Annotated in this window: 19 protein-coding genes; 14 read left to right on the top strand and 5 right to left on the bottom strand. The window is 70.1% G+C overall.

Features of this window, described 5'->3' with window-relative positions; genetic code table 11:
• Window positions 1–205: 205 nt before the first annotated feature.
• Window positions 206–847 (bottom strand): TetR/AcrR family transcriptional regulator C-terminal ligand-binding domain-containing protein, encoded by a 642-nt coding sequence (locus tag AB0K60_RS04865; protein WP_364048660.1) that lies wholly within the window; start codon window positions 845–847, stop codon window positions 206–208.
• Between the two features lie 136 nt (window positions 848–983).
• On the opposite strand from AB0K60_RS04865, the gene AB0K60_RS04860 reads away from it, so the two are divergent.
• A complete protein-coding gene (locus AB0K60_RS04860) occupies window positions 984–2,048 on the top strand; it encodes an aldo/keto reductase (RefSeq protein ID WP_364048658.1) in 1,065 nt (354 codons plus the stop codon).
• A gap of 89 nt (window positions 2,049–2,137) precedes the next feature.
• Here the strand turns inward: AB0K60_RS04860 and AB0K60_RS04855 are convergent, their stop codons facing one another.
• Both AB0K60_RS04855 and AB0K60_RS04850 read right to left on the bottom strand, forming a co-directional pair.
• Window positions 2,138–3,058, bottom strand: coding sequence for an aminoglycoside phosphotransferase family protein (locus AB0K60_RS04855; RefSeq protein ID WP_364048656.1), 921 nt, complete (start codon window positions 3,056–3,058; stop codon window positions 2,138–2,140).
• Window positions 3,055–4,413 carry a helix-turn-helix transcriptional regulator gene (locus tag AB0K60_RS04850; RefSeq protein ID WP_364048654.1) on the bottom strand — a complete coding sequence of 453 codons (1,359 nt, stop codon included), beginning with the start codon at window positions 4,411–4,413 and terminating at the stop codon, window positions 3,055–3,057. The genes AB0K60_RS04855 and AB0K60_RS04850 overlap by 4 nt, the downstream gene beginning before the upstream one ends.
• A 202-nt stretch (window positions 4,414–4,615) precedes the next feature.
• On the opposite strand from AB0K60_RS04850, the gene AB0K60_RS04845 reads away from it, so the two are divergent.
• The 10 genes from AB0K60_RS04845 to cysK all read left to right on the top strand — a co-directional run bounded on the left by AB0K60_RS04845 (window position 4,616) and on the right by cysK (window position 13,958).
• Entirely contained in the window at window positions 4,616–5,143 is a 528-nt protein-coding gene (locus tag AB0K60_RS04845) for an ATP-binding protein (protein WP_364048652.1), read from the top strand.
• A 128-nt stretch (window positions 5,144–5,271) separates the two neighbouring features.
• A complete protein-coding gene (speB, locus tag AB0K60_RS04840) occupies window positions 5,272–6,327 on the top strand; it encodes an agmatinase (protein WP_364048650.1) in 1,056 nt (351 codons plus the stop codon).
• Window positions 6,328–6,865: 538 nt separating this feature from the next.
• A complete protein-coding gene (locus AB0K60_RS04835; RefSeq protein WP_364048648.1) occupies window positions 6,866–7,342 on the top strand; it encodes a pyridoxamine 5'-phosphate oxidase family protein in 477 nt (158 codons plus the stop codon).
• A 273-nt stretch (window positions 7,343–7,615) separates the two neighbouring features.
• Window positions 7,616–8,575, top strand: coding sequence for an ABC transporter substrate-binding protein (locus tag AB0K60_RS04830; protein ID WP_364048646.1), 960 nt, complete (start codon window positions 7,616–7,618; stop codon window positions 8,573–8,575).
• On the top strand, window positions 8,572–9,384 hold the full coding sequence (locus AB0K60_RS04825; protein WP_364048644.1) for an ABC transporter permease: 813 nt from the start codon (window positions 8,572–8,574) through the stop codon (window positions 9,382–9,384). The genes AB0K60_RS04830 and AB0K60_RS04825 overlap by 4 nt, the downstream gene beginning before the upstream one ends.
• Window positions 9,381–10,157 carry an ABC transporter permease gene (locus tag AB0K60_RS04820; RefSeq protein ID WP_364048642.1) on the top strand — a complete coding sequence of 259 codons (777 nt, stop codon included), beginning with the start codon at window positions 9,381–9,383 and terminating at the stop codon, window positions 10,155–10,157. The genes AB0K60_RS04825 and AB0K60_RS04820 overlap by 4 nt, the downstream gene beginning before the upstream one ends.
• Window positions 10,158–10,176: 19 nt before the next feature.
• Window positions 10,177–10,953, top strand: a complete 777-nt coding sequence (locus AB0K60_RS04815) for an ABC transporter ATP-binding protein (RefSeq protein WP_364048640.1) — start codon at window positions 10,177–10,179, stop codon at window positions 10,951–10,953.
• A gap of 121 nt (window positions 10,954–11,074) precedes the next feature.
• Entirely contained in the window at window positions 11,075–11,842 is a 768-nt protein-coding gene (locus tag AB0K60_RS04810; RefSeq protein WP_364048638.1) for an IclR family transcriptional regulator, read from the top strand.
• 611 nt (window positions 11,843–12,453) lie between these two features.
• Window positions 12,454–13,032: a serine O-acetyltransferase EpsC gene (gene epsC / locus AB0K60_RS04805; protein ID WP_364048636.1), complete on the top strand. Its 579-nt coding sequence runs from the start codon at window positions 12,454–12,456 to the stop codon at window positions 13,030–13,032.
• 2 nt (window positions 13,033–13,034) lie between these two features.
• On the top strand, window positions 13,035–13,958 hold the full coding sequence (gene cysK, locus AB0K60_RS04800; protein ID WP_364048634.1) for a cysteine synthase A: 924 nt from the start codon (window positions 13,035–13,037) through the stop codon (window positions 13,956–13,958).
• Between the two features lie 16 nt (window positions 13,959–13,974).
• Here cysK and AB0K60_RS04795 read toward each other — a convergent pair whose 3' ends face one another.
• Together AB0K60_RS04795 and AB0K60_RS04790 are read right to left on the bottom strand one after the other, a co-directional pair.
• The gene (locus AB0K60_RS04795; RefSeq protein ID WP_364048632.1) at window positions 13,975–15,396 is read right to left on the bottom strand and encodes an HEXXH motif domain-containing protein; all 1,422 of its coding nucleotides are present in this window, start codon (window positions 15,394–15,396) and stop codon (window positions 13,975–13,977) included.
• Window positions 15,393–16,583: an FxsB family cyclophane-forming radical SAM/SPASM peptide maturase gene (locus AB0K60_RS04790; RefSeq protein ID WP_364048630.1), complete on the bottom strand. Its 1,191-nt coding sequence runs from the start codon at window positions 16,581–16,583 to the stop codon at window positions 15,393–15,395. The genes AB0K60_RS04795 and AB0K60_RS04790 overlap by 4 nt, the downstream gene beginning before the upstream one ends.
• A gap of 267 nt (window positions 16,584–16,850) precedes the next feature.
• On the opposite strand from AB0K60_RS04790, the gene fxsA reads away from it, so the two are divergent.
• From fxsA to AB0K60_RS04775, 3 genes are all read left to right on the top strand, one after another.
• The gene (gene fxsA / locus AB0K60_RS04785; protein ID WP_364048628.1) at window positions 16,851–17,078 is read left to right on the top strand and encodes an FxSxx-COOH cyclophane-containing RiPP peptide; all 228 of its coding nucleotides are present in this window, start codon (window positions 16,851–16,853) and stop codon (window positions 17,076–17,078) included.
• Window positions 17,079–17,233: 155 nt separating this feature from the next.
• Window positions 17,234–20,929 carry an FxSxx-COOH system tetratricopeptide repeat protein gene (gene fxsT / locus AB0K60_RS04780; RefSeq protein WP_364048625.1) on the top strand — a complete coding sequence of 1,232 codons (3,696 nt, stop codon included), beginning with the start codon at window positions 17,234–17,236 and terminating at the stop codon, window positions 20,927–20,929.
• Window positions 20,930–20,994: 65 nt separating this feature from the next.
• A complete protein-coding gene (locus tag AB0K60_RS04775) occupies window positions 20,995–22,005 on the top strand; it encodes a hypothetical protein (RefSeq protein WP_364048623.1) in 1,011 nt (336 codons plus the stop codon).
• Window positions 22,006–22,040: the final 35 nt, after the last annotated feature.

Here is a 22,040-nt window from a genome sequence, read left to right as displayed (position 1 = left end):
GGGTAGGTACGCGTCTCGGCCTCGTGGTCCAAGCCACCATCAAGTCTCAGTGCGCACTGTCCCGGGGCCCGGCAGAAAACAAACCGGGCATCGGCAGTACCTTTGATGAGGGAACATGGCCTGATAAGCGGAATTGGCCCGTCGACGGCCCCGGCTCACTCACCCGGCGCACCATCCGGACCCGCTGTTCATCTCATCGGACGCCTCACTCGCCGCCGCCCGCGGCCAACCCTCGCGCCGGCCCGCGGACGTACGCGCCGGCGCGAGCGGCCGCGAGGGCCGCTTCAGCGGCGCGGTCGGCGACGGCCTCGTCGAGGGGATCGCCAGTGGCCAGCAGCCGGTAGTAGAGCGGGGCGGAGACGGCCTTGACCACTTCGTGGGGGTCGGTGCCCTCGGGGAGTTCGCCCTTATCCACGGCCTCCTGCACGCAGGGGGCCCATTCGGCGATACGGGTGCCGTAGAAGCGGTGCAGGGCCTCGGCCGTGCGGGCATCGCAGGTCGCGGCGGCGATCAGCGCCCTGAACAGGGCACCCTGCCGAGGGTCGGTCAGCGTGCGCTGGACCAGGCGGGCATGCGCCTTCAGGTCGCCGAGCAGTGAGCCGGTCCGCGCGCGAGGCAAAGACTGCTCGGCCATGTCCGTCAGCAGGTCGGCCACGAGGCCGGGCACGGTCCCCCAGCGCCGGTAGACCGTGGTCTTGCCGACGTCCGCGCGCCGGGCGACGTCGGCGAGATCCAGATGGTCGAAGCCGCGCTCCGCCAACGCGTCACCGGCCGCTTGGAGCACGGCGGCGCGCACACGGGCCGTACGCCCCCCGGGACGGACGCTTCCCGGCTCCACCTCGGCCATAACGGGTCTCCAGTTCCTTTAACGGTCGAATCCTGCTAACCTCACTCATGTTAACGGGACCACAGGACCGTTAATGCTCGGCTGTGGCAACACGGCCACATCGATCGCCAAACGACGCACCCGGGAGGATCAACTGATGGAATATCGGCGTTTGGGCGAGTCGGGCCTCCACGTTCCCGTGCTCAGCTTCGGCACCGGCACCTTCGCGGGACGAGGCCCCCTGTTCGGCGCGTGGGGCACGACCGACGCCCGGGAGGCCCGCCGCCTCGTCGACATCTGCCTGGAGGCGGGCGTCACCATGTTCGACACCGCCGACGTCTACTCCGAGGGCGAGTCCGAACGCGTCCTCGGCGAGGCGATCAAGGGCAGACGCGACCAGGTCATCATCTCCACCAAGACCGGCCTGCCGATGGGCGACGGCCCCTCCGACGCGGGCACCTCCCGCGCCCGCCTGCTCAGGGCGTGCGAGGACGCGTTGCGCCGCCTCGGCACCGACCACATCGACCTGCTCCAACTGCACGCCTTCGACGCCGGCACCCCCGTCGAGGAGGTGCTCGCCACCCTCGACGACCTCGTACGCGCCGGAAAGGTCCGCTACACCGGCGTCTCCAACTTCTCCGGCTGGCAGCTGATGAAGTCCCTCGCCGCCGCCGACCGCCACGGCCGCCCCCGCTACATCGCCCACCAGGTCTACTACTCCCTCATCGGCCGCGACTACGAGTGGGAGCTCATGCCACTCGCCCGCGACCAGGGCATCGGCGCGCTCGTCTGGTCCCCCCTCGGCTGGGGCCGCCTCACCGGCAAGGTACGGCGCGGCCACCCGCTGCCACCCCGGAGCCGCCTCCACCAGACCGCCGACTACGGCCCCCCGGCCAACGACGACCACCTGTACCGAATCGTCGACGCCCTCGACGAGATCGCCAAGGAGACCGGAAAGACCATCCCTCAGATCGCCATCAACTGGCTGCTGCGCCGCCCGACCGTCTCCTCGGTCATCATCGGCGCCCGCGACGAGGACCAGCTACGCCAGAACCTCGCCTCCGTCGGCTGGTCCCTCACCCCTGACCAGATCGCCAGACTCGACCATGCCAGCGCCCTCACGCCGCCCTACCCGTACTTCCCCTACCAGCGCCAGGACGGCTTCGCCCGCCTAAACCCCTTCATCCGTGACATCACCCGGCCGCACGCCGTACAGAGCTGAGCCGGTGATCTCGTTTGGGCACGGCCCGGCCGATCGTCGTACGACGGCGACCACCGCCTTTGACTCTGCCTGTGGATACCTCAGATTCCTCAGGCCCCGCCGCGCCGGTACGGCTGCCACCTCGCGGTCATGTCCCCAGCCCGGAAGGTACGCATGCGATGCTCCCACTGCGGCCGGAGGCTTGGGTTGCTGCGCAGAATGGGCAATACGCTGGTCACGAGTTTGAGTTCGCGTAGACGCCGCAGTACCGGAAAACCGTCCCAGCCGGTGACGTCGAACCCATAGCGCTTGGCGAACGACTCGTGCTCATCGTCTGGGTAGTCCATCCGCAACCTGCCGACCGCGATCGGGGTCAGGTCCCATTCGCGTGGGCCGATGGTGGTGCTGTCGAAGTCGCACAGGACGGGTCCGCCTGGGCCGGCGATGACATTGCCCAGGAACGCGTCACCGTGAATGACTCCCGGGGCGAGTGTGTAGTCGAGCGCCGCGAGCCGCTGCTCGATCTGGTCGCTCTCATACAGCAGGAAGGCGTGATCGTCAGGAGAAAGATCCTCCGGCTCGGCGAGCCGCTGACGGATTTCCGTGAGGGGTCGCCAGGGCGGAATGTCCGGTGGCGGATCCGGAAGGGCATGCAGGAGTTCGAGCAATGCCGCCAGATCGGTGCCGGTGGGGCGGGGCGCCGCCTCAGGCACGTACTCCCACACTGTGGCCAGTTGGCCGTCCGCGCGCAGCGGTTGATCACAGCCCTCCGCCAGTCGCACCGCAGGGAAGTCCCGTTCCGCAAGCCAGTGCGCGATCTTCACTACGGTCCCCACCCGCGCCCGCGCGGCGGTTGAACCGGCGATGCGGACGACCACAGGAGCGTGGCGAAGACGGAAGACCGCATTGTTGGTGAATTTGATCAATTCAGCGCCATCGGGGTCGAGACCGACCTGCGCGCAGAAGGCGGTCAGCAGGTGATGAAGCCGACGGCTGTTGAGACCGCTCGCGCGATCGGAGGTGGCCGTCATGCGGCACGCACCGTCGAGATACGGTGCGCGAGATCCCGGCAGTCGGCGTTGTCTGAGCGCTCTACGGCCGCTGCCCGCAGAGGCGCCAGACGCTCGACGACTCGAACCGAATGGAGCTGGACCGCCGACGTGACGGCTTGATGCCCTTCCTTAAGCCCGCTGTGCAGGTCGCCTGCTTTGAGCCTCACCGTCGCCAGTGTCGTCTGTTCGAACACGCGAGATCGCGCCATCCCGGGATCGCGGCCCTGAATCGCGCTGGTGAGGCGACCCACCGCGGCCTCCAGGTGATCACCGCCGAGAGCGGCGAAGACCATGCCGCTCATCGCGTCGAGGTCGGCGACGCCGAAGAAGCTCAGCCAGGGAGCAACCCGTTGACCGGATGCGCGGGCGAACTCGTCCCGTGCCCGGGTAAGCGACTTCAGCGCGAGGCCCGCGTCACCGAGGAGGGCGTACGCCCACGCCTCGTTCGCGCAGAGCATCGCCACCGTGCGCTCACAGCTGGCGTCCTGCGCACAGATTTGGCCGAGTTGAAAGAATCGCAACGCTTCAAGTGGACGCCCGCAGTGCAGTTGGACCCGGCCCATCCGGTACAGCACGTTGGCCGCCAGGGACGGTTCCCCAGCGTGTTTGGCCTGCTCAAGCGCTCGGGCCAGGTGAGCTCGGGCCGCGCCGTACATGCCCACGTCGAAGCTGGTCCAGCCCGCGAGACTGTGCTGATCGGCCAGCGCGCGATGCAGCAGCCGAGCGACCTGTTCCGAGCACTCGGCGGACAGGAGGCGCTGGGACCGGGCCAGCTGCGCCAGCACCGCGTCCCGGCACAAACCTCCTCCGTACCGGTAGTCCAGGTTGCGCAGCGTTCCGGTTGTCACCTCGATGTGCTCAACGTCGCTTCGACCGACCCGAGATGGCAGAGGTGTTTCGGGACAGACCACAGGGTTCGCCCAGTCATCTGGGCGGACGACCGTCGCGCCGATGGTCACCTGCGCCGCGTGCGCCAGCAGGCGCTGTGCCTGCTGCTCCTCGTCGAAGCCGTTCCATTGGTCAGGCACCGCCGAGGCGGCCTGGCGTTCCGAGCACGGGTCGTAGGCCAAACCCATGTAGCCACGGGGGATGCCCAAGCCCTCGGCGATCCGCCCGAGCACCTCGTACGCCATCGCCTGCCGGCCGTTGAGGATTTCGGAGATCTCCGATTGGGATTGCGCGGTGAGCGCTGCGATACGTCGTTGGGTGACCCCGACCCGTTGCAGAAGCCGATAGACGGCGGCCATGTCCCGGATGGCCAATGCCTGGCGCATCTGCGGGCCTTCCCAGACGGCGGGGTCGATGCGCTGCTCGTTCGCACGGCTGACGTTCATGCCGACCTTCCCACGACCGAGGTCTTTGTACAGGCACGGTAACCGGCGGTCCGATGTCCGCGAAGTGATATAGGTCGAGCTGATCGGCCGTACCGATCGGGCTCGAACGCGAACAGTATATGATTCGCGACTCTACGTGTTGCCATGCTCGTTCCCAGGATGTGAGTGAAGCAGGACCGCCTCTCTTCTCCTAGGAGCGACGATGCTCTTCGGGCAAACCCCGCCACCCACCATCCATGGCGACCCCGGATCCACACGTCCGCGTATAGCCGCCTGGTCGCTTCCGGTTCACGACGCCGTCCGCCGCGCTCGCCGGTTGCTCCGCGACCAGATATCTCACCCGGCCCTCGACGCAGAGTCGATCAGTGACCTGGATGTGGTGATCACCGAGCTGACCAGCAACGCGGTCCGCCATGCTCCGGGGCCGTATGAGCTGCGCATTCTTCACATCGGCGGCGTACCGTGGAGGATCGAGGTCGCCGATGCCGGCACCGGCGCGGAACTGATCGAGTCCCTGATGCGACGTCCGCTCGTCGTGCCGGACCAAGTCGAGGCGCTGGAGGTCGGCGGCCGGGGTTTGCTCATCGTCGCGAAGTTGACATCAGGACGATGTGGGGCGCGGCAGGCACGGCTGTGCGGCACCGGGCAAAACGGCACGGTGGTGTGGTTCGATCTGCCGACAATGCGATACCGGGGCTCCGCGTCATCGGCGGATCCAGCCCACTGGTGAGGCGTCGAACGGTCGCGCGGTCTCGCGGGCGCGCCTGGGCTCCCTCGCACTCACGGCGGGCCCGGGTACCTGACCGTGGGGCGTCGACGAGAATACGAGGGCACCCGTCGCTCCGCGGACTATCGGACGTGACGGTCGGACTCGGGGCGTATGACCTGATGAAAGGCGACATGATGACCGGTGATCGGCCCACTCTTCCGCCCGGCATGCGGGCCCAGCTTGAGACGTCCTCGTACATGGGGGTGCCGACGTTTGGGCTGCGGCCGTACGTGACCGAGCCGGAGCAGCTTGACGAGTGGCGGCCCGATGTGGCGGTGGTGGGGGCTCCGTGGGATGACAACACGACCAATCGGCCGGGGGCCAGGTTCGGGCCGCGGGCGTTGCGGGCCGACGCGTACGATCCGGGCACCTATCACCTTGACCTGGAGATCGAGATCTTCGACTACCTGGTGGCCGTTGACTACGGGGACGCGATCGTTTCGCCGGGGATGTGGGAGCCGTCGCGTGAGGCGATTTACCAGCGGGTGTTCGACGTGGCCAGCCGGGGCATCGTGCCCGTCGTGATCGGAGGCGATCACTCGATCACGTGGCCGAGTGTGGCGGCGGTCGCCGCGCATCATGGGCACGGCCGGATCGGGGTGATTCACTTCGACGCGCACGCCGACACCGCGGACATCCTGTACGGCAACCTGGCCAGCCACGGCACGCCCATGCGGCGGCTGATCGAGTCGGGCGCGGTCCTCGGCAAGGACTTCATCCAGGTCGGGCTGCGGGGCTACTGGCCGCCGGCCGACGTGCAGGAGTGGATGCGCGAGCAGGGCATGCGGCACCACCTGATGCAGGAGATCTGGGAGCGCGGCATCAAGGAGGTCATGGACGACGTCATCGCCGAGGCGAGCGACGGCAAGGACGGCATCTACCTCTCCGTCGACATCGACGTGCTCGACCCGGGCTTCGCGCCCGGCACGGGGACGCCGGAGCCCGGTGGTCTCGCCCCGGTGGACCTGCTCAGGGCCGTACGCCGCATCGCGTTGGAGACCAACCTGGTGGCGCTCGACGTCGTCGAGGTGTCCCCGCCGTACGACCACGCCGACCTGACCGTCAACAACGCCCACCGGGTGGTTTGGGAGACCCTCGCCGGCCTGGCCTGCAAGAAACGCGCCCAGGCGGAGCGGCAGTCATGAAAGACATCGAGATCACTGGCGACGTACCGCTCCATGGGTAACGGTCCTTGACGATGCGGCAGGGTTGGTTCTCGCCCGATCGCTTGAGGTGACCTTCGCTTCGTCGCTCTTCGTGAGGGGTGTCGAACCGTGCGGTTGGTGCCGGCACAGGCGGAGGCACTGCTTGGCCGCAGTGAGCGACAGCGGGCCGCCGAATGTGATGTAGGTGGACCGCTGGTAGGTGACGCACCACCGATCGACAGGCGGCCGGGGCCGGAACGGCACGCCGAAACCGCCCGCGCGGGGCCTCCGGCCCCTTCCCAGGACGCGTCCGGCCCGTGGCCCGTCGACGGGCCACGGCCGCATCCGGAATGACCATCGACGCGACGTCGCGCACGCCGACGCGGTGTGTCGGGTCCTTCGGCACTGTTCGGACACGATCAAGCGGCGGCACATTGGTCTGGGTTACTGCGGCGGCGTGGGCAAGACCGCTCCCGGGACGGACGACAGGCACCGGGCACTTCGGGCGTCCGTTCCGGCGGACGTGGAGGAGGTCGAGGTGCGAGCTTCGCGGGCATCGGCGGATCACGGGGCGGGCCGGAACGCCGAGTGGCAGGTGCGAACGCGTCCGCCCGTCGAACTGGCCCCGCAGGACGCCCTCGCGCTGTTGGCCTCGGCGACGTTCGGGCGCGTGGTGTTCACCTACCGGGCGCTGCCGACGGTCTGCCTCGTCGATCACGTGGTGGACGACGGCCTGATCGTCATCCGCTCCCGGTCAACGTCGAGGATCGCCGCCGCCATCGCGGATCAACTGCCGTATCCGACGGTGGTCGCGTACGAGGCCGACGAGGTCGACGCGACCTCACGGCTGGGCTGGCAGGTCATCGCCACGGGCGTCGTCCGCGCCGTCACGGACCCCGAGCAGGTCGCCCGCCTCAAGCGTCTGCCGCGTTCGTGGGCGGATCCGACCATGAACAGCTTTCTGACCCTCCAGCCGGAGATCATTACCGGGCTTCTCCTGAGTTTGTCGGTCTGAACGACTTCTCGCCTCTCCACATTCCGCCTCACCCGTCCCGATGAGCCGCGGCTCGGGCGGGCCGTACGGCCGGAAGCATGGGCCCGCGGCGGACCGGCATCCGATCCGCCGCCCGTCGATTTCGGCGGGGATTCGATCCGAGCGGGCGACTTTCATCCAGTGGAAGTGGTCTCTAGGGTCCACGGCGCGATCGGGCCGAACATGTCGGCACTTCGTTACGACTAGGTTGACGTCTCTTTTGTGAGATGTTTCATGAAATTCGGAGGGTGCACCATGCGCCGAACACTCACCGCGCTGGTCGCGGCGGCGGTGCTGGGTCTGGCCGGTTGCGCGTCACCGGCGGCCGACAACAGCGCGCAGCAGTCTTCGGCCGCGCGCAAAGTGACGGTTGGAGTCATTCCGATCGTCGATGTGGCGCCGATCTATCTCGGCAAGCAGAAAGGCTTCTTCTCCAAACGCGGAATCGACCTGGAACTCGTGGCCGCCCAGGGAGGCGCCGCGGTCATTCCGGGTGTGGTCTCCGGACAGTTCCAGTTCGGGTTCTCCAACATCACCTCGTTGGTGACCGCCGCGAGCAAGGGCCTGCCGGTCAAGATCACAAATGCGGGGAACTCGTCGACCGGCAAGGACGGCGCCGACTTCGGCGCCGTCGTGGTGAAGGAGGACAGCCCGATCCGGACCGCCAAGGACCTGGAGGGCAAGACCGTCTCGGTGAACACGTTGAAGAACATCGGCGACACCACGGTGCGCGCGTCGGTGCGCAAGGCCGGCGGCGACCCCGACAAGGTCCGGTTCACCGAGTTGGCGTTCCCGGACATGGCCGCCGCCCTGACCGCCGGCGAGGTTGACGCCGCGTGGGTGGTGGAGCCGTTCCTGTCCGGGGCCAAGGCACAGGGCGCCCGGGTGGTGGCGTGGAACTTCGTCGACACCGCCCCCAACCTGCCGATCGCCGCCTACTTCACCACCTCGACGCTGGCGAAGGACAACCCGGAACTGGCGAAGGGGTTCACCGAGGCGATGAACGAGTCGCTGGCCTACGCCCAGGCCCATCCGGACGAGGCCAGGGCGATCCTGACCTCTTACACGAAGATCACCGCCGAGCAGGCCGGGGCGCTGACGCTGCCGCAGTGGCCGTCCACCATCGACACCGCGGCCTTGGAGGTGCTCGTCGACCTCGCCGTGTCCGACGGCATCGTGGAGACCAAGCCCGACCTCACGACGCTGCTGCCATGACCGTCACCGCGCCGCGCCCCACTGCGGAAGCCCGCGCCGGGTTTCCGCAGTGGGCGCAGTACGCGACGGGCGTCGTCCTGCTGCTGGCCCTGTTCGAGATCGTGCCCCGGCTCGGCCTCGTGGCGGAGCGGTACCTGCCGCCGCTGCACCAGGTCGTCGCCGCGCTGATCGAGGAGGCGAGCCGACCGCTGTTCTGGTTCTCCCTGTATGAGACGCTGCGCGGCTGGGCCATCGGGCTGGCCATCGCGGCCTTCGCGGCCATCACCGTCGGCGTGGTGATCGGTATGACGCCGTTCCTGCGCGCGGCCACCCACTCGACGATCGAGTTCCTGCGTCCCATCCCGTCGGTGGCGCTGATCCCCCTCGCGGTGCTGCTGTTCGGCGCCGATCTGCGCTCCAAACTGCTGCTCATCGTCTACGCGTCGTTCTGGCAGATTCTCATTCAGGTCCTGTATGGGGTCCAGGACGTGGACCCGGTCGCCCGGGACACCGCCCGGTCCTACCGGTTCAGCCGCTGGGGCCGCGTCCGGTATGTCGTCTGGCCGACCGCCCTGCCGTACGTGATGACCGGCTTGCGACTGGCTTCGGCGGTCGCGCTGGTGCTCGCCGTGACCGGCGAGCTGATCATCGGCGCGCCCGGGCTGGGCCAGCAGATCGCCCTCGCGCAGTCGGGCGACGCCGTGCCCACCCTGTACGCCCTGGTGGTCGTCACCGGTTTCGTCGGCCTGGCGGTCAACACGCTGGCCCGATGGGTCGAGCGCCGCGTGCTGTCCTGGCACCCGTCGGTACGCGGGGAGGCGGTCGCGTGATCGGCCTGTTGCGGCGCGTGGCCGTCACCCTGGCGCTCCCGGTGCTGCTGATCGCCGCCTGGTGGTGGCTCTCGGAGGGGAGCACGAACACCTTCCTGCCTCCGTTGCGGCGTATCCTCGCCGCCTTCGCCGACGTGTGGACTCTGGAGAGGATCGCCGTCGACGTGCTGCCGAGCCTGGTCCGCCTGGCCGTGGGCTACCTACTCGCCGCCGTCGTGGCGATCGGCGCCGGGGTGCTGATCGGCCGGTCGCGGCTGGTGCGCGGCATCGCCGAGCCCGGCCTGGAGTTCGCCCGTGCGATCCCGCCGCCGGTACTGGTGCCGATCCTGATGCTCTTCGCCGGCATCGGGGACACGATGAAGATCATCGTGATCGCGTTCGGAGCCTTCTGGCCGATCCTCCTCAACACCGTCGAGGGCGTGCGCGCCGTCGATCCGGTCCTGCTCGACACCGCGCGTTCCTACCGCTTCGGCGGGTTCGGCAGACTGCGTAACCTGATTCTGCCCGCTGCGGGCCCGCAGATTGTCACCGGCCTCCGGCAGGCCCTGTCGATCGCCATCATCCTGATGGTGATCAGCGAGATGTTCGCCGCCAGGGAGGGCCTCGGGTTCGCGATCATCCAGTTCCAGCGAACCTTCGCCATCCCCGAGATGTGGTCGGGCACCATCCTGCTCGGCCTGCTCGGTTTCGCCCTGGCCAAGCTGTTCCAGATCATCGAACGCCGGGTCCTGTTCTGGTACTTCGGCATGCGCGCCGCGGCGCGTGACACCTGATGGGAGAGGCGCACCTCCGATGCTCGAAGTCGAACGACTGCACAAGGTCTACGACGGGCACGGCCGGTCGGTGGAGGCCCTGCGCGACCTGACCTTCCGCGTCGACGCCGGCGAGCTGGTCTGCCTGGTCGGCCCCTCCGGCTGCGGCAAGACCACCCTGCTCAAATGCGTGTCCGGGCTGCTCGCGCCGACGTCGGGCACCGTCACGCTGGAGGGCAGGCCGGTCACCGGGCCGCCGACGGGCATGGCGGTGGTGCTGCAGGAGTACGGCCGCAGCCTGTTCCCTTGGCTGCGCGTCGCCGCTAACGTCGAATTGCCGCTGAAGGAGAAGAAGCTGCCCAAGTCGCGGCGGCGCGATCTCGTGGCGCAGGCCCTCGACGCGGTCGGGCTCGCCGACGCCGCCGCGGCGTACCCGTGGCAGCTCTCCGGCGGCATGCAGCAACGCGTCGCGATCGCCCGCGCCATCGCCTACGAGCCGCACATCATGCTCATGGACGAGCCGTTCGCCGCCGTCGACGCCCAGACCCGCGCCGACCTCGAGGACCTGATCCGCCGGATCTGGGCCGAATTCTCGATGACCATCCTGTTCGTCACGCACGACATCGACGAGGCCGTGTACCTCGGTCGGCGGGTCGTGGTCCTGTCCAGTTCGCCCACCGTCGTCCAGGAGGATCTGGAGATCGACCTGCCCGCCGATCGCGACCAACTCACCACCCGCGCCCTGCCGCGCTTCACCGAGCTACGCGGCCACGTCTACGAGCAGATCCAGAAGGCCAAGGCGACGACGGACGTCTGACGATTCGCGCCTGCCGCGGCGGAGGCGGGTTTCCGCCCGGCAGGCGACTAGAGCACAGCCCTCCCCGCCTGTACGCTGTTGCCTCCCTATGCGGTGGCAGCGGCGTTGTAGGGAGGCCCCCATGGCAGGACGTACCAGCCAGCCCGGCCGGTCGGTGACCTCACGCGTCCTCACGATTCTGGACGCCTTCGACATCAACTACCCGCGCCTGTCGCTCACCGAGATCTCCCGCCGTTCCGGGCTTCCCCTGACCACCGCCCACCGTCTGGTCAACGAGCTTGTAGCGTGGCGGGGCCTGCAACGATGCGAGGACGGCGCCTACGAGGTCGGGATCCGGCTGTGGGAGGTCGGGCTGCTCGGTCCGCTGCACGTCCGGCTGCGGGAGACCGCCCTGCCGTTCCTGCAGTCCCTCTATGAGGCGACCCGGGAGAACGTGCACCTCGCCGTGCGCGACGGCGAGGACGCCCTCTACGTCGAGAAGCTCTCCGGCCACCGGTCCGTGCCGATCACCTCCCGCATCGGCGGCCGACTGCCCCTGCACGCCACCGGAGTCGGCAAGGCCCTGCTCGCGCACGAGACCCCCGACTTCCTTCGCGACTACCTCGCCCGCCCCCTCCCCCGGCCGACCTGCTACACCATCGTCGAACCCGGCCGGTTGCGCGCCGACCTGGAACGCGTCGTACGACGCGGCTACGCCGTCACCCGCGAGGAGATGACCTTGGGCACCTGCTCGGTGGCCGCCCCCATCCTCGACGACGACGGACGGCCCGTCGCCGCGGTCGGCGCCGTCGTGCACACCGTCCGCGTCGAGCCGGCCAAACTCGCCCCACCCATCCGGCTCGCCGCCGAAGCCATCGCCGCCCGGCTGCGTGACGGCTCCCGGTCCTAGTCCGCAGGGCCTGATCGGCGACGCCGGGAATGCCCTGACCCGGTGATCTGGGGATTCTCGTGCGATCGGTCCAACGGATCACGGGGCATGCAGGAGACGCTCGCCGCCGAGCACCGGGCCCTGCCGCCGGACGCGAGGAACTCACCCTGCCCGCCCTGCCGGCCGACCTGCACGCCGCCGTCGGACGCCGACCAGGGGCTAGGCAAGGGGCTGCGTAGGGGGGCTGACCGCCGCCGATGAGGAGACGGCCTCGCGCCGCGACCGGTGCCAGGGCCTCGTTCGATACGACCGCCAGAGCCGAAGGTCATTTCCGCCGCGGTCCAAAGTCCTGCGATGGGATGACGTGCGGCGGTGGTGCGGGCAGGCTCGGCGTCCTTACGTTGGTCCGGTGGCAGATACGCGTTCGCCGCGGCGTCTCGCCGGATCCCGGTTCGCGACGCCCATGACCGGGTTCCACGTCCGGCGCGTTTTCGATGAAGGGTGTCCCGGCCGCTGAACTGGCGTTCCATCTGCCGTGTGCCGGGCGGCTCCTCCCCTCTCCGTTCACCTGCAACGGACCTGTCGGCCGACGCCGGCCTTCCCCTGTCTACCTCGCCCATCGAGGGAAACCCATGCTCGCAGACCTTCGTGCCGCCTGCCGTCGTGACCCCGCCCTCTACGGCACCCGCGTAGCGGAAGCCGTGCTCTACCCGGGGGTGTGGGCAGTGTGGTCACACCGCCTCGCCCACCTGCTGCACCGGCGTGGCGTGCCGTTCGTGCCGCGCCTGATCTCGCAAATCGCCCGTACGGTGACCGGCATCGAGATCCACCCCGGAGCCCGCGTCGGACGGCGGCTGTTCATCGATCACGGGTCCGGGGTCGTGATCGGCGAGACGGCCGTCATCGGGGACGACGTCACCCTCTACCACCAGGTCACGTTGGGCGGGCGGGGCCACCGCGCCGACGCCAAGGGCACCCCGCGTCACCCGGTCGTCGGAAACCGGGTGACGATCGGCGTGGGGGCCTCCGTTCTCGGGCGGGTGTACGTCGGCGACGACGCGACGATCGGCGCCCACGCCCTCGTCCTTTCCGACGTTCCCGCCGGGGCTCGCGTGTCCGCGCCGCCCTCCCTGATCACGCCCCTCACCCCGTCCGCCGTACCCGCGCCGGCCGCCACCCCGAACGGCGCGCGCACCCCCCTCAGGAGCTGACCATGCCCGCGATTCACCCGAACGTCCTGTCCCTGATCGGCCACACCCCCCTCGTACGGCTGTCGCGTTTCGGCGCGGGCCTGCCCGGCCGCCTGGTGGCCAAGCTGGAGTCGGCTAACCCGGGCGGCAGCGTCAAGGACCGCATCGCCCTGGCGATGATCGAGGCGGCCGAGGAGTCGGGCCGCCTCGCCCCGGGCGCGCACATCGTGGAGCCCACCAGCGGCAACACCGGCATCGGGCTCGCCATGGTCGCCGCCGCGAAGGGCTATCGCCTGACGCTCACCATGCCCGAGAGCATGAGCGTGGAACGCCGCGCCCTGCTCGCCGCGTACGGCGCGCACCTGGTCCTCACCCCGGCGGCGGAGGGCATGACCGGAGCGGTGGCGGAGGCGGCCCGCCTGGCGGAGGCGAACGGCTGGTTCATGCCCCAGCAGTTCGCCAACCCGGCCAATCCGGACGTGCACCTGCGTACCACCGCCCAGGAGATCTGGGAGGACACCGAGGGCCGGGCGGACATCCTCGTGGCCGGCGTCGGCACCGGCGGCACGATCACCGGCGTCGGGCGCTTCCTGAAGGGCAAGAAGCCGGAGGCGCGGGTGATCGCCGTCGAGCCCGCCGAGTCGCCGGTGTTGTCCGGCGGGCAGCCGGGACCGCACGGCATCCAGGGCATAGGGGCCGGCTTCATCCCCGAGGTGCTGGACACCGCGATCTGCGACGAGGTGATCACGGTGGACGTGGAGAACGCCAGGGCCACCGCGCGCAAGCTCGCCCGCACCGAGGGCATTCTCGCGGGCGTGTCGGGCGGGGCGGCCCTGTGCGCCGCCGAGGCCGTCGCCCGCCGCGACGCCAGCCGGGAGAAACTCGTCGTCGTGATCCTCCCGGACACCGGCGAACGCTACCTGAGCACCCCGCTGTACGAGTCGTGAGCCCCGGGGACGGCCGTCAACCCTCATCCGAGCGGGGAGCGGAGGAAGCCGGACGGAAGCCAAGGCCCTCGCTCGCATCCGCGTCCGCGCCGTGCGCGCGAAGCCACCGCGTCCGGTGCCGGGCGGACAGCGCCGCCGCCGCGGCCTCGGCCGCCGCGGCGACCGGGATCCGCGCCAGCGACGTGAGACTCGCCCGCATGCCGCGCAGGAAGCGTTCGCCGAGCGCGGTGAACCGCCGGGTGCGCAGCAGGACCTCGGTGGTCTCCAGGGCCGCCCGGCGCCAGCGGGCGAGTTCGGTCTGCGCGTACAGCGCCGCCTCCGGCTCGGTCTCGACCTCGCACCGCCGCGCCCAGAACCGTGCGATCCCCAGGTGGGCGTACGCGCCCTGGAACAGTCCTGCGAGCGGGCGCGGGTCGTCCCGCCAGGGCGCGTAGAACCGCTCGTCCGTCGGCTCGGCGATGAGCGGGAACAGCGTCATGAGCGCGGAGAGCTTGCCATGCTGCATCTCGTGCATGAGCGTCCGGGCCGCGGCGAGCGGCGACGGCGGCAGGGAGAGCGCGACGCAGCCGATGCTCAGCGAGGAGGAGGCGCTGACGATCCGGGGGGACACGAGGGGGACGAGCATCCGGGTGCCGGCCCGCAGCTCGTCCGCCGCGTACGCGAGCGGGCCGGTGAGCAGCCGGTCGCCCGCGCCGATGACGCGGCGCCAGCGATCCACCCGGTCCGCCGGGAGACGCGGCGCGCATCGGCCGCGCGTGGGGAACGCGGGGAACCGGTAGGGATCCACGTCGTCGAGCACGAGCTCGGCGGCCCGGTCGGCGGCGCCGACGGCGATCCGGCACAGGCCCAGCCAGTCGTCGTCCTCGACGCGCGGCGACCGTGGAACCGGCACCGTTCGGTCGCCGAGGACGACGACGGTTGTCGCGGGCGTCACCCGGACGACCGCCTCTTGTCCCGGGTACGCGCCGGGGAACCTGGCCAGGCCGAGCGAGGGCAGCATCACGCCGTCGCGCGTCGCCCGCACGGTGATCGTCGATGGGATCCGGCCGCGGGCGGCGACGGCGGCGGCGATCGCGGCCAGCCGGGCGGGGTCGGCCTCGGGGTCGCCCCGGACCAGCCTGCGCAGGGTGATCAGCGCCCAGGCGCCGACGGCCGGATAGGAGATCACCTCGTCGAGCGCGGCGGGGGCGGCCCGCGCCAGTTCGCCGAGCAGCGCGTACGCGCGTCCGGTCACCTCGGCGTCGGCGTGCCCCGCGCGTGCCGTGGCCACGACGTCGCGGAGCACGAGCAGCCGCCTGCTCCGTTCGCCGGCGGCGAGCGCGTGGACCGCCCGCGCGCCTCCGCCTCCGGCGGCGAGCAGGTCGAACAGCTCGCCCGGCAGGGTGTGCGGCTCGGGGGCGGGCGATGCCATCGGCGTCGCCGGTGTCGTCGGCGTCATCCGCGCGGCCGTAGCACGTCGGCGGCGACGCGGGCGCGCACATGCGTGATCAGCTTGTAGAGGTCCGGGCAGTACACCGTGGGATTGGCGAAGCCGTCCCCGGCCCGGTACCGGTGGGCGTAGTGGCCGGCGCCGCACACCCGGTGCAGCCCGCACCCGCGGCAGGTGGGCCCGAGCGCTGCCACGCCGATCTGCCGGGCGACGAACGGAGCCGCGAACAGGGCCGCGTCGAAGGGGGTCGTCTCGACGTGGAAGCCCGTCCAGGGCGCCCCCGGGTACGCCACCTTCAGGGCGTCGCCCTGCCCGATCGAGCCGTCCGTCTCGATCACCAGGTACCGGATCGGGGCGAGCCCGATCCCCTCCACGGTGGAGACTCCGCCGCACAGCAGGTTGATGATCTCCTCGAAGAGGCGGATCCCCGTCTCCTTGGCCGCCGCGTCGTACCAGCGGTCGAACACGGCGATCAGCCAGTCCCCGTACGGGGTGTCCGGCGAGCCGGGGAGCCGGCGCGGCGGCGGGGAGTTCCAGTTGCCGTGCGGCAGCAGGAAGTCCACCGCGGGCGGCTGGAACCGCAGCAGGGCCTCGTAGGTGCGCACGGGGTCGTTGCGCAGGTCGATGGTGCACAGCAGGCCCGCGAAGAGCCGCCGGTGCGGGCCTGCGGAGAGCCGGTGGACGGCCGCCGCCACCCGTTCGAAGGTGCCGCGGCCGCCGGGCGTGCGCCGATGCCGGTCGTGCGCGTCCCGGTCGCCGTCGAGGCTGACGCCGATCCGCACGCCCAGTTCGGCGAACAGGCGTACCCGCTCGTCGTCCAGCCTCAGGCCGTTGGTCTGCACCGAGACCCTTACCTCGGCGGCGGTGCCGACCTGCTCGCGGATCGTGCGCACGGCGTACGCGGTGAGGCCGGGGGTGGCGAGCAGCGGCTCGCCGCCGTGCAGCACGACGTTGACCCGCGGCAGCCGGTGCGCCCGGACGTGCTCCGCCACGCGTCGCGCCGTCTGCTCGACCACGGCGCGGGACATCGTCCTGGGCTGAGCGCGCCAGCTCTGATCGGCGCCCCGGTAGAAGTAGCAGTAGTCACACGCCAGATCGCATCGGCCGTGGATCTTGAGAATGAAACTGCGAAATGGGCGCGGAGTCCAGCCGTCCGCCAGCAGGGCGTCGACGTCCAGAGTGTGCGGCCATTCCATGGCCCTTTCATGTCGCGCGTGCGCCATGTTACGTCGCTCCCGTGAGGCGGCATACGTCTCGTTTCCCGGTTTACCCTTCCCCTGCGGTTCGGCGACCAATCAGCACCCGGCATGTCCACTTTGGGGTAGTAAGAGTAGTTCAACGCATTAACTAACCGTCAAGAGAAAAATTCGTACCCTTGTCGCCGCCCCTCTATTGCGTACGCCTTCGGGATATCATGATGGCGCTCTCGCCTACGCACGGACGCCCGCAGGGAGACCTAGTCGATGGAACCTGGAGAAGAAGCCGGGGCGACCGGTCTGCCCACCTCCGACACGCTCGTCTCCGACCTCGTGGACCTCACGCGCATCGATCTCGATGCCGTGGCCGCGTGCCCGGAGTCGGTGCTCGCCGTGGCGCTTCGACGTATCCGGCGGGAACTGACCGAAGGACCCGACGCATTTTCCAACGACTACGAGGAGGCCATCGGCCAGGACTCCGACGGCGACGGGTGATCGCTTCAGGAGACGGGTCTCGATTGCGTACGGTATGTTGCTCGCCGTAGCGAGTTGAGCACCTATACTAAGTTTCGGTCGGCGAGTCTTACGGCAGGTTCTTCAGCGGTTCCCGCCATTTTCGGTACGCGCCGTTATGCAGAATTGGAGTGGTCATGAATACCGGCACTCCGCGAGCCGCCCGTGTCCTCACGTTCTGCTCGACGAGCGACAATATCGGCCGCACCACCGCGTTGATCAACGTGGCCCTTGTCCTGGCGGAGTCCGGTCAGAAGGTGCTGATCGTCGACGCGCATCCGTCGGCGATCCGGGCGCGCGACTACCTCCGCCCGTACCTGCCCGCCGACGACCCCACCGACAACCCTGCCCACAACCCTGACCACAACCCCGCCGGCGTCGTCCGCCTCCGCTACGGCCCGGCCGACTCGCCCGGCCGGGTGGACCTCCTGCACATCGACGACATCACCCGCGACATCACCCGGCTGACCGATCTCATCACGGTCGAGCAGGGCGACGCCTCGGCGGACCACGACTTCGTGCTGATCGACGCGCCCAACGGCGCAGCCGCTCCGGCGCCGCCCGTCTCCGGCCTCACCGATGTCGTCGTCGCCTGTTTCCCGCTGAACGCCCGCGCGATCGAGGGCGCGGCGGCGATGGCCGACCACATCCGGCGGGACGCCACGCGCCCGGTGACCGTCGTCGCGCTCGGCATCAAGGCCGACGAGGCCGCGCGCAAGGCCCTGGGGCTGGTCAGGTCGATCGCGGAGGAACGGTTCGCCCGGTTCGCCGTGGACGGAAAGCCCCACTACGCCGAGATCCCCTACCACCCGCAGTACGCCTTCACCGAGACGCTGGCCGTCGCGACCGAACCGCACGGCGAGACTGGCGGTCTGCGCCCCGCCTACGAACGGCTCGCGCGCCGGCTCAGCGACGGCAAACTCGGGCCGCTTCGCCGGGTGACCGTGTGTTACGTGCCGCGGTTCCGGGTGTGGGCCGAGTGGGCCGCCGGGCAGCTGGGGCGTCTCGGCGTCCGGGTCCGCACCATACGGTGGGACCGATACAGCGGCGAGAGCCCCGCCCCCGGCTCGGCCACGATCGTCTTCTCCCCCGCCGGCCTGGATGCGGAGTCCGCGAGCCGCCTGCGCGGCATGGCCACCGCGGACCTGCGCCTCGCCGTCGTGGACGACCTGCCGGTGCCGGACGAGCTCTCCGGCATCCCGCGGATCACCCTGCACGGCCTGACCGAGCCGGAGGCCGTCACCGCCCTCCGCCGTGACCTGGCCATCGGCGGGCCGTCCATCGGCGGGGTGTCCGCCAGGGGCGTCCCCATCGGCCCGAGATTCCCCGGCAATCCGCCGGAGGTCGGGCGCCTCAGGCACCGCGCACGCTTCGTGGGCCGCGACGACTTCCTCGAAGAGGTGCGCGACGCCCTGCACGCCGTGGACGGGTCCGGCCACCGCCCGTGCCTCATCTCCGGCGAGCCCGGCATGGGCAAGAGCATGCTGGCCATGGAGTACGCCGCGCGGTTCGCCCCGGCGTACGACATCGTGTGGTGGCTGCCGGGAGAAGGCGAGCAGGGCATCCGCGAGGGTCTGGCCCGCCTCGCGCACGCGCTGCGCATACCGACCGGCGCCGACGCCAGCCAGGCGGCGCTCCGCCACCTGTCGAGCGACGACGCCAAGCGATGGCTGCTCGTCTACGACAACGTCGAGAAGATCGCGAATCTGCCCGACCTCCTTCCGGAGGTCGGGACCGACCGCCATGTGATCGTCGTGTCGCGGACCGCCGACGTGCTCCCCGCCGCCCGCGAGCTGCCGCTGACCCCGTTCACCCGCACCGAGGCCACGGCGGTGCTGGCGGCCAAGGACGCCCGGTTCCTGTCCCGGTACGCCGAGCAGGTGGCCGACCGGGTGCGCCACATACCGCTCCTGGTCGACCTCGCCGGAGCCTGGGTGACGGCCTTCGCGTTCAGGCTGGAGCAGGGGAACACGGCCCCCCAGGACGCGCTGGCGAACGCGGTCGCGCGTTTCACCGACGAGTTCGACCGGATTCGCGGCGAGCTGCAGAACCGGTACGGCGTCGCCCCCCTCGCCCGCGTCATGCTGGAGCTCGCGCTGGAAACCCTGCCCGCGGACATCGGCGGCGAGGCCCTGCGACGCGAGAACATCGGCGGCGAGGCGACGATCTGGCTGCTCGAGGCGTGCGCGTTGCTCTCCCCGCTCGGCGTCTCCCGACGCCTGCTCAAATCCCGCGCCACGCTCGCCGAACTGCCCTTGGCCCGGCAAGGGCTGCGGGACCCGCTCATGGTGGACGTGATGCTGCGAAGCCTGCAGCGGTATGGCCTGGCCAGGGTGGAGTTCGACGGGAAGCGGCAGCCCGTCCTCCTGCACCGGCTCCTCGCCGAACTGCTCCGGGAGCGGATGGGGGACCGCCTCGGCCCCCGGGTGGAGGAGCTGCGCGGCGTGCTGGCGGCGTACGCCCCGGCCGATCCCGACGACGCCCAGGACGAGAAGTCGCGGCGTATGTACGCCGAGCTGGACCTGCACCTGGACGCGCTCGAACCGTGGCGGGACGAGCGGCGGACGGTGCGCCAGTGGGTGATCAACCAGATGGACTGGCTGCTCGGCCGCGGCGAAAAAATCGCCCGGGAACGCGCCAGGACGATCGGCCTGCGCGCCGAGGAGAGCTGGGCGGCGGCGCAGTACGACAGGGAACTGTACCTCCGGCTGCTCAACCTGCTCGGGCGGGCGTTCCGGGAACTGGGCGATTACCAGGACACCGAGCGCTACAGCCGCAACGCCCTCCGCTCCCAGCGGGAGGTCCTCGGCAAGAACCACCCCCGGACCCTGCTCACCGCCGGAGCGTACGCCGCCGCGCTCCGGGGCCTGGGCAGGTTCGAGGAGGCACGCGCCGAGGATCGCGCCGTGCTGCGGGCGCTCGGCGAGCTCCTCGGCCCGAACCACCCCAACACCGGGGAGGCGATGCACAACCTCGCGATCTCCGAAGCGCTGATGGGCGATGTGCCACGCGCGCTTGAGCTCGCCAAGCGCCGGTTCGCGCTGCGGGTCGCCGCCGCCGGCGAGAACGATCCGGCGGCCTGGCGTACCGCCACCATGATCGCCCGCTTCCACCGGGATCTCGGCGATAACGACGAGTCCTACGAGCTGCTCAAACAGGCGCTGAACCATCAGGGGTCCAGCGGTCTGCGGACCGGGGACGGGCCCGGGATGGAGGTGCTGCGGGCGGAGAGCGGCCTGGCCATCACCGAACGGCGGCTGGGGCGGCCGTACCAGGCCCGGGAGCGGGACGAACGCACCCTGCGGGACCTGCACGCCCATCACGGCGACCGGTTCCTGCTCAGCATCGCCTGCGCCGCGAGCCTCGCCGCCGACCTGCACGCCCTCGGCAAGCACGACGAGGCCGTCTCCCAGGCCGTGGAATGCCTGGGACTGCTCAAGGACACCCTGGGCGACACCCACCCTTACACCCACATTTGCCAGGTCAACCTGGCCGTCTACCTCCGCGCCTCCGGCGACCTCCCCGAGGCCCTTCGCCGCGGCGAGGAGAGCCTGGAGGCGCTCTCCATCGACCTCGGCTGGTCGCATCCCTGGACGCTCGCCTCCGCCGTCAACCTCGCCAACACCCTGGTGGCGGCGGGCGAGCCTGAGCGAGCCGCCGACCTGGAGCGGCAGGCGCACGCCGGCTACCGCGGCTCGGCGATGCCGAACCATCCGAACCTGAACCTCATCGCGCGCAACCTCGAGGACACCACGGAGCGGATGGCCGGCCGGCGCGAAGGTCCCGCCTCGTCGGCGCGGTCGGACATCGACCTTGAGATACCCGGACTGTGAGCGGGGGGCACGGCTCGCATGACTCGACGATCGACTCCACCGGCGCGGGAAAGGAACCGACGACCGTGAACACGTCCACCGACGACCGGCGGCGAGCGCCGTACCTGGTGCGGGAACCCCACGTCCACGCCGGGTACGACGGATTGATCCGCTACTGCGGCGCGTCGCTGAGCGCGCCGCACGGGCCGCAGTACATCGCCCACTACGGGACCGGCGTCTTCGATTTCTCCGTCGACACCTTCGACCACGACGAGTGCGCGACGCTGCTGCGCATGCCGCCGAAGGAGACCCGCGACCGATATCGGCACGCCGCGCGTCAGTTCATCGTGTGCGTGGAGGACTTCGACCTCTCCCTTCGAGCCCTCAACACCGGCGAGGTGATCCGCACGGTGGTGCAGTCCGTCGGCTCCGGAGCGCTCTACTGCGGCCGGATCCGGTCGGGCGAGTACGTCGTCGGGGCCGCCCTCCCGCCCTTGCGCGCCGAGGCGATGGACCTGCGCATGAACCACCTGGCGAACGAGATTCGCGAGAACGAGTTCCGGCTCGGCAGCGAGCACCCGGGAGGCGATATCCCGCCGTCCCCGGCGGATCCCGGGGACGTGAACCCGCCGTCGGCCCCGCGTACCTGGTCCGACAGCGGTCTGCGCGAGCAGCTGCAGACGCGTTTGTTCAACGACTGGGCCTACAGCGTCGGCCCGGACGATCTTCATTATGCGGCGCTCTACCGGAATTGGTCGCCGGTACACGTCGGCGACGTTTTCGACGATCCGCAACTCGGCCGCTGGTTCACCGATATCGCCATAACCTCACGTAGAACGCTATATCAAGACATCGCCTCCCGGCTGCGTAGTGATATGTCCCGTCTTCGCCACGCACTGCGACTGATTATCGACGGACCCATAGACCGGCTCGTTCTCGACGTGCAGGCCGGCGCGCTGTACGTGCACTGGCTTCAGCCGGGGTCGGGCGATTTCCTGGTCGGCGTGACCCTGATGCAGGACAAGGTGTGGTACGCCGAGGCCCGTCTTCGGCGGCTCGTCGAACGAGTGCGCCATACTTTGTCACACGTTGAATGAAATGAGCCGTACGATCTCCCGACCCCGTGAGCTTC

It is taken from the genome of Thermopolyspora sp. NPDC052614 (assembly GCF_040678635.1).
Taxonomy (GTDB): Bacteria; Actinomycetota; Actinomycetes; order Streptosporangiales; family Streptosporangiaceae; genus Thermopolyspora.
This window is presented reverse-complemented; position numbering and strand designations above follow the sequence as displayed.

What these genes read in the sequence shown, in the direction of transcription:
- AB0K60_RS04865 (WP_364048660.1), bottom strand. Translation starts at nt 847, where the DNA reads ATGGCCGAGGTGGAGCCGGGAAGCGTCCGTCCCGGGGGGCGTACGGCC.
- AB0K60_RS04860 (WP_364048658.1), top strand. Translation starts at nt 984, where the DNA reads ATGGAATATCGGCGTTTGGGCGAGTCGGGCCTCCACGTTCCCGTGCTC.
- AB0K60_RS04855 (WP_364048656.1), bottom strand. Translation starts at nt 3,058, where the DNA reads ATGACGGCCACCTCCGATCGCGCGAGCGGTCTCAACAGCCGTCGGCTT.
- AB0K60_RS04850 (WP_364048654.1), bottom strand. Translation starts at nt 4,413, where the DNA reads ATGAACGTCAGCCGTGCGAACGAGCAGCGCATCGACCCCGCCGTCTGG.
- AB0K60_RS04845 (WP_364048652.1), top strand. Translation starts at nt 4,616, where the DNA reads ATGCTCTTCGGGCAAACCCCGCCACCCACCATCCATGGCGACCCCGGA.
- AB0K60_RS04830 (WP_364048646.1), top strand. Translation starts at nt 7,616, where the DNA reads ATGCGCCGAACACTCACCGCGCTGGTCGCGGCGGCGGTGCTGGGTCTG.
- AB0K60_RS04825 (WP_364048644.1), top strand. Translation starts at nt 8,572, where the DNA reads ATGACCGTCACCGCGCCGCGCCCCACTGCGGAAGCCCGCGCCGGGTTT.
- AB0K60_RS04815 (WP_364048640.1), top strand. Translation starts at nt 10,177, where the DNA reads ATGCTCGAAGTCGAACGACTGCACAAGGTCTACGACGGGCACGGCCGG.
- AB0K60_RS04810 (WP_364048638.1), top strand. Translation starts at nt 11,075, where the DNA reads ATGGCAGGACGTACCAGCCAGCCCGGCCGGTCGGTGACCTCACGCGTC.
- epsC (WP_364048636.1), top strand. Translation starts at nt 12,454, where the DNA reads ATGCTCGCAGACCTTCGTGCCGCCTGCCGTCGTGACCCCGCCCTCTAC.
- cysK (WP_364048634.1), top strand. Translation starts at nt 13,035, where the DNA reads ATGCCCGCGATTCACCCGAACGTCCTGTCCCTGATCGGCCACACCCCC.
- AB0K60_RS04795 (WP_364048632.1), bottom strand. Translation starts at nt 15,396, where the DNA reads ATGACGCCGACGACACCGGCGACGCCGATGGCATCGCCCGCCCCCGAG.
- AB0K60_RS04790 (WP_364048630.1), bottom strand. Translation starts at nt 16,583, where the DNA reads ATGGAATGGCCGCACACTCTGGACGTCGACGCCCTGCTGGCGGACGGC.
- fxsA (WP_364048628.1), top strand. Translation starts at nt 16,851, where the DNA reads ATGGAACCTGGAGAAGAAGCCGGGGCGACCGGTCTGCCCACCTCCGAC.
- fxsT (WP_364048625.1), top strand. Translation starts at nt 17,234, where the DNA reads ATGAATACCGGCACTCCGCGAGCCGCCCGTGTCCTCACGTTCTGCTCG.